Genomic DNA, 16,662 nt, shown 5'->3' with positions numbered 1-16,662 from the left:
GGTAGATTTTCAGGCTTTCTTCGTAGCTGTCGTATTCGGTCTTGGTGAACTTGGCAATCTCAGCGGCTTCGAAGAGTTTGGTGAAGATGCGTTCCTGCAGGGCTTTGGGGCGTTCCATCAGGCGTGAGAGGTTGCGCAACACGAAGAGCCATTTCTCGAACATGCCGTTCAGTTCTTCTTCGCTTTTATTGAACTTGGGCATTTCCAGGTAAATGAATGTCAGCTTGTCATAAAACACTTCTTTGGTCCGGGTGTCCATGAGCTTCACTTCGTGGTGATAGAAATCATCGCTCTGCTCGTCGAAGGTGAAGTTGAGGATGCCGATGACATATACGGCTTTCAGCCGGTAGTTCCATTCCTTTATCATTTGTTGGTCACGAATAGGAAATGTTGTATAGAATAGAATCCTGTCCTTGAAGAACTGTTGCTCTCCGTGCTGCATTTCTACCAGTATTTTCTCTCCGTTTTCGTTTTCGCAATACACGTCGAACACCGCCTTGCGGTCTGCCTCGCCGGTGCCTAAATGCTCCGTATTGAGGTAGGTCAGGTCTTTCACCACTTCCTTTCCGTGCAGGAGGCTGTTGATGAAGCTGATGAGCAGGTCCTTGTTGATTTCGGTGCCGAACAGTTTCTTGAATCCGAAGTCGGTGTAGGGGTTGACGTATCTGTCGCTGAGTTCTCTGCTGTTCATAAGTCGATGTATTTTAGGGATGTGACGTTTGCAAAGATAATGGTTACAAATTACATTTCCCCATTCATTTGGACAAAATTTGTTCATTAGAAACATTTCCCATGCATTTCCCATGCACTTCCTCTCTCTTTTATAGAATTTTTGAGAATATTTCCTAAAAGCTCCTGCGAATGGATTGCAAATCCGCTTTTTCAATTACGAAGGCTTACACATTCGGCATCACAAGCAAGCTTTGTTTTCTCCGCAATATAACTGCATCGCTTGTAAGATTATTAATCTTACAGCGTGAAGATTAATAATCTTCCGGCATGAAGATTAATAATCTTACAAGCAAGTCAGCTATGTGTTGATTTTATCGTGTGCTGATTCGGGATGAGTTCTTGAGTCATTTTCGTTTCAGTGATGAGGATGATAGTAGTATCTGACGAAGAGTAAAAACGGAAAGTTTTGAAACCGGATGCCGTAAGCTGCTTGTCGTAAACTTGCCGGCCGGTATTTGTTTACCAAAACTTGTTCAGTTCGCGGTTATATTCGAATCCTGCAGCTTTTAAGGTGTTTACAATGACCTCTTCGTTTACGTTCATATCTTTGCAAAGAGCGTCAAGTGAAGGGTAAAAGTCACGCAATTTGGTGTTGATGAAACTGAAAAGCATCATCGGGTCTTTGGGTAATTCCATGATAGTTTATGTTTTTTGTGGTTCATTTGATGCTGCAAAGTTAATGGTTTCTTTAATAGGATGTTCTTTTTCTTGTAAAAATCAGGAACTGTTTTGCATGTATCGTGTGTTTTTGTGATAAGATTGTCCGTGTGGCACGTCGGGTTGGTGCTCATAATAAATAATTGCTAAACTTTTCAGTATTAGTCCTGTTAACTCAGGAAAAAATCGTACCTTTGCGCCATTAATGATCATTATTTCGAATCAAAAACTACTAGTAGCATTATGATGGAACTGGATTTGCTCACCGCCATCTCTCCAATAGACGGGCGGTATAGAAATAAGACAGGTGCTTTGGCTGCTTATTTTTCCGAGTATGCACTGATGAAATATCGTGTGCGCGTAGAAATAGAGTATTTTATTACGTTGTGTGAATTGCCTTTGCCTCAGCTGGAAGGCTTGGATGCGGCACGTTTTGATTCGCTGCGCGACATTTACCGTAACTTTTCGGAAGCGGATGCAGGTCGTATCAAGGAAATTGAAAGCGTGACGAACCATGACGTGAAGGCTGTGGAATATTTTATCAAGGAGCAGTTCGACCGCTTGGGAGGGCTGGAGCCGTATAAAGAATTCATTCATTTCGGACTGACTTCGCAGGATATCAATAATACTTCAGTGCCTTTGTCTGTTAAGGATGCACTGGATGAGGTGTATTATCCACAAATCCAAAAACTGATAGAGCAGTTGGAAGTGTATGCCGAAGAGTGGAAGGATATTCCGATGTTGGCAAAAACTCACGGGCAGCCTGCTTCTCCTACCCGTCTGGGCAAGGAAATCGAGGTGTTTGCTTATCGCTTGAAGCGTCAGCTGGCAATGTTGAAAGCTTGTCCGGTTACAGCAAAATTTGGTGGCGCTACCGGAAATTATAATGCGCACCATGTGGCTTATCCCGAAATAGACTGGAAGGCATTCGGTAATCGTTTTGTAGCAGAAAAATTGGGCTTGGAACGGGAAGAGTATACTACGCAGATTTCGAATTACGATAACTTGGGTGCTATCTTTGATGCAATGAAGCGTATCAATACAATCATGATCGACATGAACCGTGACTTTTGGCAATACATTTCGATGGAATATTTCAAGCAGAAAATCAAGGCGGGCGAAGTCGGTTCGAGTGCGATGCCTCACAAGGTGAACCCGATTGATTTCGAGAATGCGGAAGGAAATCTGGGCATGGCGAATGCAGTGCTTGCGCACTTGTCGGCTAAATTGCCGGTGTCGCGTCTGCAACGCGACCTGACCGACTCTACGGTATTGCGCAACATCGGCGTTCCGTTCGGACATACGATTATCGCTATCCAGAGTTCTTTGAAAGGTTTGGGCAAGCTGTTGCTGAACGAACACAAGATATATGAAGACCTGGACAATTGCTGGAGCGTGGTGGCAGAAGCCATTCAGACGATTCTGCGCCGGGAAGGGTATCCTCATCCTTACGAGGCATTGAAAGACCTGACACGTACCAATCAGGTTATCAACGAGGCTTCTATTAAAAATTTTATTGAAACATTGAATGTGAGTGAAAGGGTGAAGCAGGAACTGCGTGCGATTACCCCTCACAATTATACAGGAATGTAAAAAACGTTGACTAGACACGAGGTACCAGTTGACAAAGTTTTTGGTTGCAAGAAATGAAACCTGGTTTTCTGGTACCTTGTCAATTCGTTAACTAAAGAAATAACGCCCGGGAAGGGTATAATCATTAATTTATAAAAAGCAAAAAGAATATGGCAGAGAAAGAAAACAGACAAGAAGGGGGAAACACCCCGTCTGGCCGTGATGGTTACAAATCGTACAACAGAGAAGGGGCTGGCAAGTATAATCGGAGTGAAGGAGGAAGTGCGTACGGACACCGTCCCCGTTTTAATCCTAATACAGAAGGTCGTCCGCAACGCCCGTATCGTCCGCGCTATGAGGGTGGGCAGCAGAATGAAGATGGCGGTTACCGTCCGCAACGTTCTTCTTATACGCCCCGTTATAACCGAGACGACAACGGTGAGCAGCGCCCATATCGTCCGCGTTATAATGGTGGGCAGCAAGGAGAGGGTGGCTATCGTCCGCAGCGTTCTTTTTATTCTCCTCGATATAATAAGGACAACAATGATGGTGAACAGCGTCCATACCGTCCGCGTTACAACGGTGGACAGCAGCAGGGTGAAGAAGGTGGTTATCGTCCGCAACGTCCGCGTTTCAATAACAATGCTGGAGGTTATAACCGGCAAGGTGGCCGTCCGCGTACTGCCGATTATAATCCCAATGCGAAATATAGCATGAAAAAACAGATTGAGTACAAGGATATATTGACAGATCCCAATGAACCAATCCGTTTGAATAAGTTTTTGGCAAATGCAGGCATTTGCTCGCGTCGGGAGGCTGACGAGTTTATCACAGCTGGTGTGGTTTCGGTAAATGGACAGGTGGTCACCGAGTTAGGAACAAAAATCAAACGCAGTGATGAGGTGAAATTCCACGACCAGCCGGTCAGTATAGAGCGTAAGGTGTATGTATTACTGAATAAACCGAAAGACTGTGTGACAACTTCGGACGACCCACAAGAACGTAAGACTGTGCTTGATATAGTGAAAGGTGCTTGCAAGGAGCGGATTTATCCGGTAGGGCGTCTGGACCGTAATACGACAGGTGTGCTGTTGTTGACAAACGACGGTGATCTGGCATCGAAATTGACTCATCCGAAATTTTTGAAGAAAAAAATCTATCATGTATACCTGGACAAGAATGTGACGAAAGCCGATCTGGATCAGATTGTGTCAGGTATTACATTGGATGATGGAGAAATACATGCCGATGCGATAAGTTATGCTTCTGATACGGACAAATCGCAGGTAGGTATCGAAATTCATTCGGGCAAGAACCGTATCGTACGCCGCATTTTCGAATCGTTGGGCTATCGTGTTATCAAGTTGGACCGTGTATATTTTGCAGGTCTGACCAAGAAAGGCTTGCGTCGGGGTGACTGGCGTTATCTGACAGAACGCGAAGTGAACATGCTCCGTATGGGGTCGTTTGAATAAGCAGAAAGTGACAACCGATGAATACAGAGGCACAACAGAGAGTTATCTTACGTTTTCATAAGGGGTATGCTCAGAAACTGTTTTGAATTTATCGTGCGGTGATTTGGGATGAGTTTTTGAGACAGTGTCTCTGTGTTTTGATTTAATAACTAACAGACAGAAAAATGGAAAAGATTCGTAGAACAAAGATTGTTGACCTGCTGAAGTGTCGCGATTTTGGCACGATGGTCAATGTGAAAGGTTGGGTACGTACCCGCCGCGGTAGCAAACAAGTCAGCTTTATTGCATTGAATGACGGTTCTACTATAAATAATGTACAGGTTGTTGTAGACATTGTCAACTTCAATGAAGAAGTGCTGAAACAAATCACTACAGGTGCCTGTGTAAGCGTTAATGGTGTATTGGTCGAATCGGTCGGTGCAGGGCAGGCTGCTGAGGTGCAGGCACGTGAAATCGAGATTTTGGGTACTTGCGACAATACTTATCCGTTGCAGAAAAAAGGGCATTCAATGGAATTCCTTCGGGAGATTGCACACTTGCGTCCGCGTACCAACACGTTTGGGGCTGTATTCCGTTTGCGCCATAATATGGCAATTGCCATTCATAAGTTTTTCCACGACCGTGGTTTCTTTTATTTTCATACACCGCTGATTACGGCTTCCGATTGTGAAGGGGCTGGTCAGATGTTTCAGGTCACTACCTTGAACCTTTATGACTTGAAGAAAGATGAAAATGGCTCCATCATTTACGATGATGATTTCTTCGGTAAGCAGGCAAGTCTGACCGTATCCGGTCAATTGGAAGGCGAACTTGCTGCTACGGCATTGGGGGCGATTTATACGTTTGGTCCTACGTTCCGTGCCGAAAATTCAAATACACCGCGTCATTTGGCTGAATTCTGGATGATTGAACCCGAGGTAGCGTTTAATGACATTAACGACAACATGGATTTGGCGGAAGAGTTCATCAAGTATTGTGTGCAATGGGCACTTGATAATTGCTATGATGATGTGAAGTTCCTGAACGACCATTTCGACAAGGAACTGATTGAACGCTTGCAGGGTGTGCTGAAAGAAGATTTCGTCCGCTTGCCTTATACAGAAGGTATCAAGATATTGGAAGAAGCTGTAGCCAACGGACATAAGTTTGAGTTCCCGGTATATTGGGGCGTAGACTTGGCTTCGGAACACGAACGTTACCTTGTGGAAGAGCATTTCAAGCGTCCGGTAATATTGACTGATTACCCGAAAGAAATCAAGGCGTTCTACATGAAGCAGAACGATGATGGCAAGACTGTCCGTGCGATGGATGTCTTATTCCCGAAGATTGGCGAAATCATCGGTGGTTCAGAGCGTGAAGCCGATTATGATAAGTTGCTGACCCGTATTCAGGAGTTAAATATCCCGATGAAAGATATGTGGTGGTATTTGGATACCCGCAAGTATGGAAGTTGTCCTCATTCTGGTTTCGGACTTGGTTTTGAGCGTTTGCTGTTATTTGTGACTGGTATGGCGAATATTCGCGATGTGATACCTTTCCCACGTACACCGCATAACGCAGAGTTTTAAGCTGAAGAATTAAAGAAATTAAGCTGGAGGAGTGAAGAAGACATTATCGCTCCGTTTCTTAGAAGCCAACAGTCTGGTTGATAATGAATCATCCGGACTGTTGGCTTAACTTTTTGACTTTTCCGAGCTTGTCTTGTTTTAAAATCTTTAACATTCTTCCCCTTTAAATTATCTGTCCGAAAGTAAGGTTTTACGGAAAAGTTCTATATATTTGTACATCACTTATTCGTTTAACTTTAAAATTTTACATCATGAAAGCACGTTCTTTAATTATCGCAGTATTGTGCTCATTTATGGGTGTGGTGAATACGTTTGCACAAAATTTGTTTAATGAGAATACTTCGGCTTCTTTGACCGGTGTATGGCAAATGTGTTTTTACAGTTCTTCATTGCCTGCCTTGCCGGGAGATTTGAAACCAAGTAATTCGTTGAAAATTTTGGGTGAAAGTGGTGAATTTACCAATGTAGTTATGATGCCAACGGGAGCTATTATTATTGGTTCGGGTACATATACCCAAAACAATGATTCTACTTTTACCGAGCATGTGAAGAAAAACATCCATCTTCCTCAGTTGGACGGTAAAGACAATGTGATGCATTACGAAATGGCTGAAAACGGTACCTTGATGTTTGTACGGTTCAAGTCAGCAGAAAAAGGAGACGATGTATGGTCTCATGAGATTTGGAGAAAGATAGACATGCCGTCTGTTTATCCGACCGATATTGTCCGTTGACGGAATTTGTTTGTGCCCAGGCGTGTGGCATTATGCTTCTTTTATGTACATATCCCCACCTGCTTATCCTTAATAAATAAGAAGAAGCAGGTGAGGATATGTGTGTTTTATAATATTCTGTGTTACTTATATCTTGACTTTCAAGCAATAGTTAACTTCTAAATCAGAGTATCTCAATTTTAAATAGGCTTTAAGCTTTTCTTGCGTTCGGCTGTAAGCGTACAGCAATTTGTGAACATTCGCTTTTATACATCAGCTGGCAATTTAGAAACTGTTTTTTGTTTTAAAGTAATTGTATTGATTATCAGTTTGTTTCTGTAAGACTTGGTGAATCGGTAGGGAAGTGTTTTTGTTTGGCTTCTATTTTTGTATGATAGTTGATTTTTTGGTTTGTCCACCAATAATATCCATTTGTCTACCTCTGTTTTAACCAGAATCGCTTACCTTTGAAAATACTATAAAAACAACTAATTATTTATTAAAGATTTCCCGACTATGAAAAATAACGAAAACATACTCATCTGTGTCGTAGGCAGTATTTGCCGGATTCGATTTCCTTCATCTTATTATATAATTAAGGTGTATAGATAGAAGACTTATGTTTTTCAGAACTGCCGGTGATGGTATTTGCGAAGAGATTTTATACAGGCAAGGAAGAGTTTTATTTATTGATAATTTAATACCATTGAAAAATGAGAAAACAATTGATTTTTTCCGCAATGCTTGGCTTGTGTGCCTTGGGAGGTACAGCGGTATATGCTGCACCCTCTATGGCTGCTGTGACACAATCACAGACTATTAAGGTGAAAGGTCAGGTTGTTGACGAACAAGGCATGCCCTTGTTGGGAGCTACGATTATGATTAAAGATGGAAAAGGAGGGACAACTGCCGATTTGGACGGCAATTTTGAATTGGACGTTCCGGGTAATGCTGTTCTTGTAGTTAGTTTTGTGGGGTATAAAAGCCGAGAGGTTGCTGTCCGTAACCGGGCAATCCTTGATCCAATCCAATTGGATCCGGACGATCAGATGCTGGAGCAGGTTGTCGTTGTAGGTTACGGTACGCAGAAGAAAGCCGACTTGACCGGCTCTGTAGCCGTAGTGAATGCAGAGGAATTGAAGCGTACATCCAATTCCAACATTTCTACCATGCTGGAAGGTAAGGTTGCCGGTGTGCAGATTACTTCCGACGGTCAGCCGGGTGCCGACCCTACCGTACGTATTCGTGGTATCGGTTCTTTTGGTAGTACGGCTCCGCTGTATGTCATTGATGGTGTGCCTATGGGAACGTCTATCCGTGACTTCTCTGCCAATGATATTGAGACAATCCAAGTGTTGAAAGATGCATCTGCTGCCGCTATCTACGGTTCGCGTGCAGCCAACGGTGTGATTATCATTACCACGAAGCGCGGACAGAAAGACCAGCCCTTGAAGGTGGATTACAATGGCTATTTCGGTGTGGACTATATTCCTTCGGGAGTTTACGACGTGATGAATGCCGACCAGTACAGCCAGTATTTGGGGCAGGCGGCTTCCAATTCCAATACGCCGTTGCCGGGTGGATACCTTGTCGATAATGCGACAGGTACTTATCATTTTATGGATGATACAGATACAGATTGGTTTGACGAAGTGTTCAAGACGGGTATCCGCCAAAATCACAATGTGAACCTGTCGGGTGGTGGTGCCAATAATACCTATAACGTAGCGTTGGATTACTATAGCCAGAAAGGAACACTGGAAGGAGCCGGACCGAACTTCGAACGTTTCACCGCGCGTGTCAACAACACCATGGATACCAAGTTCATCAAATTCCAGACCAGTATAGTATATTCACATTCCGACCAGGATAACATGGCATTGTCTAATGCGAACGAGTATGTGCAAGGATTGTATGGTGACGTGAGCAACGTGTTACGTTCCACTTTGCTGATGCAGCCTACCATCATGGCTTACGACCCGTCTACTTGGGTGCTCGATGGTCAGGTAGGAGCTGCCAACGGCTATAATTACGATGCTTACGGCTATGGTGTTTATTACGATAATATCCATGGTGATATTTCGGCTTCGAACCCGTTGCTGGTCAACAACCTGTTGCAGCGCAATACGCGTGTAGACCGTTTCGTGGGTACAGGATCTGCCGATGTGGACTTGCTCAAGATGCTGGGCATCGAAAACAAGAATCACAAGCTGAATTACCGCATCAACCTGTCTTACAGCAAGACGCATTGCTCAGACTTCACGTGGATTCCTGCATGGATACAGAGTAACCGTGTGTATTTGGCAAAGAGCAACGAGCGCTTGGAAAAAGCTTCGCGTGACTATTCTACTGCATTGATTGAAAACATCTTGACCTACGATGGTACCTTTGGCAAACACCATCTGAATATCGTTGCCGGTCAGACGTATGAAGAAGAACATACCAATACATTGAACGGTTGGGGACTTAACTACACCGAACCTTATTTCCTCCAGCTGCAGAACGGTGCGAACACCTATTCTTCCAGTTACGACTACAAGCACGCCATCTTCTCTTACATTGGCCGTGTCAACTACAACTTCGATGACCGTTACTTGTTCTCGGCTACGGTTCGTCGGGATGCCAGCTCGCGCTTGTCAAAGGGCATTCGTTGGGGTACCTTCCCTTCTGTTTCTATTGGTTGGCGCTTCGATAAGGAAAGTTTCTTCCCCTTTAACCCGAACGTTGTGAACTTGTTTAAGATTCGTGCAAGCTACGGTGAATTGGGTAACGAGAACATCGGTGAATATATGTATCAGGCGGTGATGTCACGTAACAATATGACATATAGCTTCAATAACTCTGCCGTGACCGGTTCTGCCGTTTCTACCTTCGTGGACAACAACCTGTCTTGGGAAAAGAAGAAAACTTACAACGTAGGTATCGACCTCGCTTTCTTCAACAATCGCTTAGAGTTCACCGCCGAATGGTATAAAAATACCAACCAAGACTTGCTGTATAGTGTTCCTGTACCCGAACAGGCAGGTGTATCGAATACGACCGTTACGATGAATGCCGCCTCGATGGACAACTCCGGTTTTGAGTTCGCTGCTACCTACCGCAACCGCGACCATGCGTTCAAATATGAAATATCGGCCAACCTTAGTACGCTGAAAAATAAAGTCACTTCGTTAGGTTTTACGGATGAAGCCTATATTAGTGGAGCTTATATTACGGAGGTCGGTGAAGAAATCGGTAAGTTCTATGGATGGAGATACGAAGGCATTGCCCGTACACAAGCAGACCTTGACAACCATGCTACCCAGCAAGGTGCCCAAGTGGGCGATTGCCTGTATGAGGATGTCAGCGGTCCCGACGGCACTCCCGACGGTGTAATCAATGAATACGACCAAGTGGTATTGGGCAGCGGTCTGCCTAAAATCAACTTCGGCTTGAATTTCCGTTTCGAATACAAGAACTTTGACCTGAGCATTGCTACCTTTGGTGCCTTGAACTACCACGTGGCTGATGACATTTACAACTCGCTTAACTCTTGCTATGGCTATGGCAACAAGGATGTAGCGATACTGGACGCCAACCGCTGGAGTGAAGACGGTTCTACTTATATTTCGAATGTACCGCGTACCTACATAACAAACAGTGCGACTTACGCATGGAACGACTTGTTCAGCGAACGTAAGATTCAGAATGCCGCTTATTGGAAGATTGCCAATATCGAGTTGGGTTATAACTTCCCCGACAAGTGGTTCGGCAAATATGTATCAGATGTCCGCCTCTATGTGTCGGCACAAAACGTCCACACGTTTACCGGTTACAAAGGATACAATGTAGACTATGCTGGAGGTACCTTTACTCCGGGTTATAACTTCTGTTCGTTCCCGACGGCACGTACCTTTATGTGTGGCCTTCATTTCTCATTCTAATTCTAACTGCTAAAAACATTATTGTATGAAACTATTAAAATATTCACTTGCTTTCCTGTTTGGAGTCGGAACACTGACTTCGTGCATGGATAATTTGGATGTGGTGAATCCCAACCAACAAACTACTGCTACTTTCGGTAATACAGTCGATGACTTGGAGGAGTGTGTGATTGCTGCCTATAACCACATGCGTATGGAAGGGTCGTATGCCCGTGTAGGCTATACCATCGACGCGTGCCGTGGCGATGAAGTGTGGAACTCTTCGCAAGTATGGTACATGGAATTTGACGACTTTACCGTACTGGTTACAGGTGATATTGCCTGGTGGCCCTGGCGTGAGTGGTACTACACCATCAACGTATGCAACTTTATCCTTTCCCGCGTAGGCGAAGATAACAGCCAGCTTTCGGAAAACCTGAGACGCATCAAAGGGCAAGCGCTCTTTATCCGCGGATTGTCTTACTATAACTTGGCAGGCTATTACCAAAACCCGCCTCTGATTACAAGTTATGATACCTACTCTTCACTGGACGGACTTTACGGTACCAATAGCACCTACGATGAAGTGCTCGACCAAGTGGAAGCCGATTTCCAACAGGCTATGGAATTATTGCCTTCGCGTGATACAGGCGGTGAATGGGCTGGTGGTCGTGCCACTTGTGGTTCAGCGGCTGGTTTTTATGCCCGTACGCTGATGGTGCGTCACAAGTTTAGCGAAGCGCTTACGGTGTTGGAAGACATTATCAGCGGTCGCTATGGTACGTATCGGTTGATGGATAACTATGGCGATAACTTCCGCGAAGGCTCTGCATACGAAAACAACGAAGAAAGCTTGTTCGAAATCCAATTCTTGGATTATGCCTCGCAGGGCACCGATGACGAATGGACACCGGTAAATACCAGTCCCAATGCTACGCAAGGTTCGGCTATCGAAAGTAACTTTGCTCCGGGTGATTTCGGTGGATGGGCCGACCTTTCGGCTACCAACTGGCTGTACGACCTCTTCAAGAGCGAACGTACAATAAATGGTACGCTTGACCCACGTCTCTATTGGACCCTGGGTACCTATGAAGCCGATTGGGAAGGTTTCGAATATGGTAACGTAGCCTATACACAACCTATTACGGCTTCCGATACCATCCGTACCAATAACAGTTACGGCGGTATTCCTGTCGCTAAATACACCAACCTCCGTACCGGTCTGTATAGCACAGTGGTTACAGGTTTGCACGATGGTATCAATGTCCGCCTGATGCGTTATTCGGATGTATTGCTTCGTGCCGCAGAATGCGAGAATGAAGTGAACGGACCTACCCAGCGTGCCATTAACTGGATTAATGAAGTACGCGGTCGTGTGGATTTACCCGATTTGCAACTTGCTGATTTCAATACAGCCGATAAGCTTTTTGAGCAGATTGCCAATGTAGAGCGTCCGAAAGAATTCGGTTGCGAGTATGGTCGTGGTTTTGACCTTATCCGTTGGGGCTTCTTCTACGATGCAGGCCGTTTGCAGCAGATGAAGGAACACTCTGTAGTCCGCATTACGAATGATCCGGGCAAAGTGATGCTTCCGGTTGACTATAGCAACATTGGTTCTGACCCGGAATTGAAGAGTGGATTCGATACCTACGTACAGGGACATGAATTCTTGCCTATCCAGCAGACGTTGACCAACAAAAATCCGAGCCTGCAAGGTAACTCGGCTAACTACAGTACGGACAACTCTTCTTACTTCCGTGACAACGGTTGGACGGTACGTCCGGTTGTGGACTTAAATAATTGACAATTGATAATTGACAATTAGCAAAATAAAAACGGGTGCTCTCCCGGCTGCTTAGGGTGGGAGAGGCCTTAATCAATTACTAATTTTATATTATAAGACCATGAAACATTTCAATAAAATAGCAACCGTCTGCGGCTCTTTTGTCTTGGGATTGCTGGCATTGGCCGGTTGTGAAGACGAACACTTTTATGAGGTGGACTCGCCCGATTGGCTTTCCGAAAAGGTGGATTCTATAGCCAATTCGCAAAATTCCGGCGATGAAGAACTGGTAGGCATGATGGAAGATGTGTACACCATCGGAAGTACAGATTACAGTACGGGATTTTGGACCGTTTTTTCTAAATACTATCAGGTTCCTGATGGCCAGAAGTGGAATGCAGTGTTTAATCTTCATATCAATCCGGATGCGCCTAATACGTATAAGAATTTTGGGTTAGTAATCACTAATGATGTTGAACGTAATGGCGAAGGATATTTGGAATATGGTGTAATACGCTTTGATAATCAGCCTTCGGGAAACTCTGAATGGGGAGATTATATTGATCGTTCTTATATTCAAAGTACGCTTACTTTCGAAACCGATACGGATGAGGGCGTCGAACAATTAGGAGGAAAGGTAACGCTTACTGTCGACCGAACTAATCCGGATGCATTCAATATCACTATGACTAATGGAACAGTTACTAAGACTTATAAGCAGCCGACTGCTCTTGTTAATCTGAACGCTGATGCAAGCAATACCAATATCCGTTGTTTCTTAGTGCCGGAAGGTTCGTATATCGATTTCCAGCAAACCAACATTGAGCCTATCGGCGGATGTACTTCGGCTGAAGACAAGAATCCAGTATCCATGGAATTGCAGAATGTACCCGAAATTGTGAATGTAGGGACTCCGCTTGATACGGCAATGGTAGGTGTTACGGCACTTGTGACATTTGAGGAAGGGGTGTCTGCTACGGTAACGGCTGCCGACTTGACTTTCACAGCTATCCCCGATATGGAAACTCCGGGAGTTAAAAACTTGGTGGCTGTCTATAACAAGACTTTCAAAGGTGAGAACTGCGACCAGCCGATAACCGCTACTGCAACATTCGAAGTGGTAGAAGAGATTGCTTCTATTGCTGTGGCTACGCAACCTTCGCGCACTACCTATTATTATTATACTTCGGCAGCAACCGAAGGAATGACCGACCGTACGTTGGCCTTTGACCCTACTGGCATGGAAGTGACAGCAACTTATGTAAGTGGAGGAACAGGAACTATCGCAAACTCAAGGCTTACATTCTCTACAGTTCCGGCTACAGTAGGTACGCATACCGTTACCATTACTGCTGACGAAGGAGTGACTGCTACGGTAGAGGTTACCGTTGCCGAATCTGCAGTGTCAGAAGTAACAAATAGTACGGCTATCGTAGGAGCAGAAGATAATTCAACTGCTTTCTGGGGTGCTTTCTCTGATGACTTCAACGTGCCTTCAGGCGAAACTAAATCGATTACGTTCACAAATTACAGCAGCTTGGCTGGCAACTGGAACAACTATGTAGTAGTTCTTCGTAAGACTGATACGACTGTAGAATATGGAGTTGTCCGTGCTGATAACTATGGTTGGGGTGCCGGATATGATGGAAACACCAATCTCCGTCTCAGTGGCGGTCAACCCGACTGGGCTGCTTGGCTTGCTACCATGAACGGTGCAGAAGTTACGGTTTATGTAACCAACTGTGGCAATGGTACTGCCGATGTTCAGGCTATCATGAACGGAACAGATGGCACAACTTCTATCCAATATTATTTGGGTATCACTACCATCGATCCTGAAGACTTGAACTTTGCGCTGACGGTAGACGGAAGCCATCTTGTTTTTGGTGAATAATTTTTCATTTCCTTATTCTATTCATGCCGTCCCCTCTAATAGGGGGATGGCATGATTTTTAAACTTGACACACATGAAAAAGTTATCATTAATTTGGATATCTTTGTTGGCCGTCTTTACATTCGTAGGCTGTTCGGATGACAACGAAGTAGAATACAATCAAAGTAGCGATGTAACTGTAGCTGTACCGGAAGTAACCGCAAGTACAGGCACTTCGCTGACTGTAGCTTCCTCGGTAACCGGTAATACAGGAAGCATTGTCCGGAGGGGGTTCTGTTACAGTGCCAATTCGCAGGCTCCTACTGTCAATGACAATATGGTAGAAGCAGACGAAAATTTCAGTGCCACCATTTCAGGCTTGATGGGCAATACCACTTATTATATTCGCGCATTCGTATATGGCAACAGCCGTTACACCTACTCGGATGCGCTGGAAGCTACCACCGAAAGCCAGCCCATCGACGAACAGCTTGCGAACTATGTAGCTCCCGCTTATGAGGATAACTATACCAGCATCGCTGACTGGACGAACCGTAGCCGCTGGAACCTGAGCAATGTGCATGACCCTTCTGTGGTGCTTGCAGAAGACGGGTATTATTACATGTATCAGACTGATGCTTCGTATGGCAACGCTCATATGGCAGGTGGGCATTTCCATGGACGCCGTTCGCAAAACTTGGTAGATTGGGAATACTTGGGAGGTACGATGCAGAGCCTGCCCGATTGGGTTATCCTGAAACTGAATGAGATCCGTGCAGCTATGGGATTGGAGCCGACTACAGCCGATGAGGCTGACTTCGGCTATTGGGCACCTTGCGTACGGAAAGTGCGGAACGGATTGTATCGTATGTACTATTCCATTGTCTGTCCCGGTACGTTAAGCGGTGACGGAACATGGAGCGAACGTGCATTCATCGGCTTGATGGAGAATTCCAATCCGGCAAACAACGACGGGTGGGAAGACAAGGGCTATGTCATTACCAATGCTTCCGATAGAGGATTGGATTTCTATGTCAATGCCAGTGCGGATGATTATTGGAATGAAAACTGCTATTATAAATGGAATGCCATTGACCCCAGCTATATCATTGACAATGACGGACGCCACTACATGGCATACGGTTCTTGGCATAGCGGCATCGCACTGGTAGAACTTGACGAAGCAACGGGCAAGGTAAAGGCTGAATTGCCTGATCCGTGGGGTACGGATGCAGACATCGCTGCATACGGACAACTGATAGTTACCCGCCAGATGGGTAATCGCTGGCAAGGTTCAGAAGGTCCGGAACTGATTTATCACGATGGGTATTATTACCTGTTCCTGGCATACGATGCATTGGAGGTGCCCTACAATACCCGTGTAGTGCGTTCCACGAATATTGCAGGTCCTTATGTGGGCATGGACGGTACGGATGTGACAACCGTTGGAGGCGAAGCTTTCCCGATATTGACTCATCCGTATAAGTTCAATGGCAACGATGGCTGGGTAGGTATTTCGCATTGCTGTGTGTTCGATGATGGTGAAGGCAACTGGTATTTCGCTTCGCAAGGCAGATTCCCTGTAGATGTACCGGGAATCAATGCTTCCAATGCCATTATGATGGGGCAGGTGCGTTGCATACGATGGACCGAAGATGGCTGGCCGGTAGTGATGCCTGAACGTTACGGTGCCGTGCCGCAGGTGGAGATTACTGAAAGCGAACTGATAGGTAATTGGGAGAACATCGACTTGTCATACGCTTATGGAGAACAGAAGACTTCAGCCACGATGACCCTTGCCGCCGACCATACCGTAACTGCAGGTGACTGGGAAGGAGCTACGTGGACGTATGACAGCAGCAAGCGTATCCTGACGTTGGATAATGGGGTAGAACTTTACTTGCAGCGTGAAACCGATTGGGAGGCATCTCCCAGAACCCATACTATCGTTTATGCCGGCTATGGTGATGATTATAAAACTTACTGGGGTAAAAAAAGCAAGTGATATATTCGGAAATAAGCGGCATGGTGTGTGAGCATGCCTGCCGGAAGATGAAGAAGCTGTCTCGATAATGAATTGGGGCAGCTTTCTTTGTATCTTTAAGAAACATTTACCGCGTGATAATTTGGCAGTAAGTCTGGCAAGATTAATAATCTTCAGGCTGTAAGATTATTAATTCAAGTTTCGCAAGTTCAACTTGCAGCTTTTAATCTATAAATGTCGCAAATATGTTTCATATCTTCCTCCCTGTTGATGATAGCCTGATAGATATCTTCATCAGTCAATCCGAAGAGTTCCGCAACCGCAATGACCAGTTCTTGCATGACGCCCCATATCCTTTCCGCAACGGACAGTTCCAAAGAATCCTTGGTTACGTCCTCAAAGA

General features: G+C 45.1%; 10 protein-coding genes and 1 pseudogene. 8 read left to right on the top strand and 3 right to left on the bottom strand.

Annotated elements, in window-relative coordinates:
• On the bottom strand, positions 1–691 hold a 691-nt coding region (locus B5F78_RS13305; RefSeq protein WP_087406946.1), incomplete at its 3' end, for an Rpn family recombination-promoting nuclease/putative transposase.
• 500 nt (positions 692–1,191) lie between these two features.
• A complete protein-coding gene (locus tag B5F78_RS13300) occupies positions 1,192–1,368 on the bottom strand; it encodes a DUF4250 domain-containing protein (RefSeq protein ID WP_022038922.1) in 177 nt (58 codons plus the stop codon).
• Between the two features lie 267 nt (positions 1,369–1,635).
• Here B5F78_RS13300 and purB point away from each other — a divergent pair, with 267 nt between their 5' ends.
• From purB to B5F78_RS13260, 8 genes are all read left to right on the top strand, one after another.
• Positions 1,636–2,982: an adenylosuccinate lyase gene (gene purB / locus B5F78_RS13295; RefSeq protein ID WP_087213004.1), complete on the top strand. Its 1,347-nt coding sequence runs from the start codon at positions 1,636–1,638 to the stop codon at positions 2,980–2,982.
• A 149-nt stretch (positions 2,983–3,131) separates the two neighbouring features.
• Complete coding sequence (locus B5F78_RS13290; RefSeq protein WP_087212998.1) at positions 3,132–4,436, top strand: pseudouridine synthase; 1,305 nt, start codon at positions 3,132–3,134, stop codon at positions 4,434–4,436.
• A gap of 164 nt (positions 4,437–4,600) precedes the next feature.
• Positions 4,601–6,004 carry an asparagine--tRNA ligase gene (gene asnS, locus B5F78_RS13285; protein WP_087213001.1) on the top strand — a complete coding sequence of 468 codons (1,404 nt, stop codon included), beginning with the start codon at positions 4,601–4,603 and terminating at the stop codon, positions 6,002–6,004.
• 251 nt (positions 6,005–6,255) lie between these two features.
• Positions 6,256–6,738, top strand: coding sequence for a DUF4488 domain-containing protein (locus B5F78_RS13280; protein ID WP_022038926.1), 483 nt, complete (start codon positions 6,256–6,258; stop codon positions 6,736–6,738).
• A 692-nt stretch (positions 6,739–7,430) separates the two neighbouring features.
• Positions 7,431–10,640, top strand: coding sequence for a SusC/RagA family TonB-linked outer membrane protein (locus tag B5F78_RS13275; protein WP_087395112.1), 3,210 nt, complete (start codon positions 7,431–7,433; stop codon positions 10,638–10,640).
• 25 nt (positions 10,641–10,665) lie between these two features.
• Positions 10,666–12,423, top strand: a complete 1,758-nt coding sequence (locus B5F78_RS13270) for a RagB/SusD family nutrient uptake outer membrane protein (RefSeq protein WP_087212142.1) — start codon at positions 10,666–10,668, stop codon at positions 12,421–12,423.
• A 100-nt stretch (positions 12,424–12,523) separates the two neighbouring features.
• Complete coding sequence (locus B5F78_RS13265) at positions 12,524–14,296, top strand: hypothetical protein (RefSeq protein WP_087406945.1); 1,773 nt, start codon at positions 12,524–12,526, stop codon at positions 14,294–14,296.
• Between the two features lie 73 nt (positions 14,297–14,369).
• Entirely contained in the window at positions 14,370–16,280 is a 1,911-nt protein-coding gene (locus B5F78_RS13260) for an arabinan endo-1,5-alpha-L-arabinosidase (RefSeq protein WP_087406944.1), read from the top strand.
• Between the two features lie 188 nt (positions 16,281–16,468).
• Here B5F78_RS13260 and B5F78_RS13255 read toward each other — a convergent pair.
• Positions 16,469–16,662 (bottom strand): annotated as a pseudogene (locus B5F78_RS13255) (IS4-like element ISUnCu6 family transposase); the annotation flags it as partial.

This window comes from Bacteroides sp. An279 (assembly GCF_002159615.1).
Classification (GTDB): domain Bacteria; phylum Bacteroidota; class Bacteroidia; order Bacteroidales; family Bacteroidaceae; genus Phocaeicola; species Phocaeicola intestinalis.
Note: the sequence above shows the minus strand (reverse complement) of the source record. Positions and strands in the feature narration are given on the sequence as shown.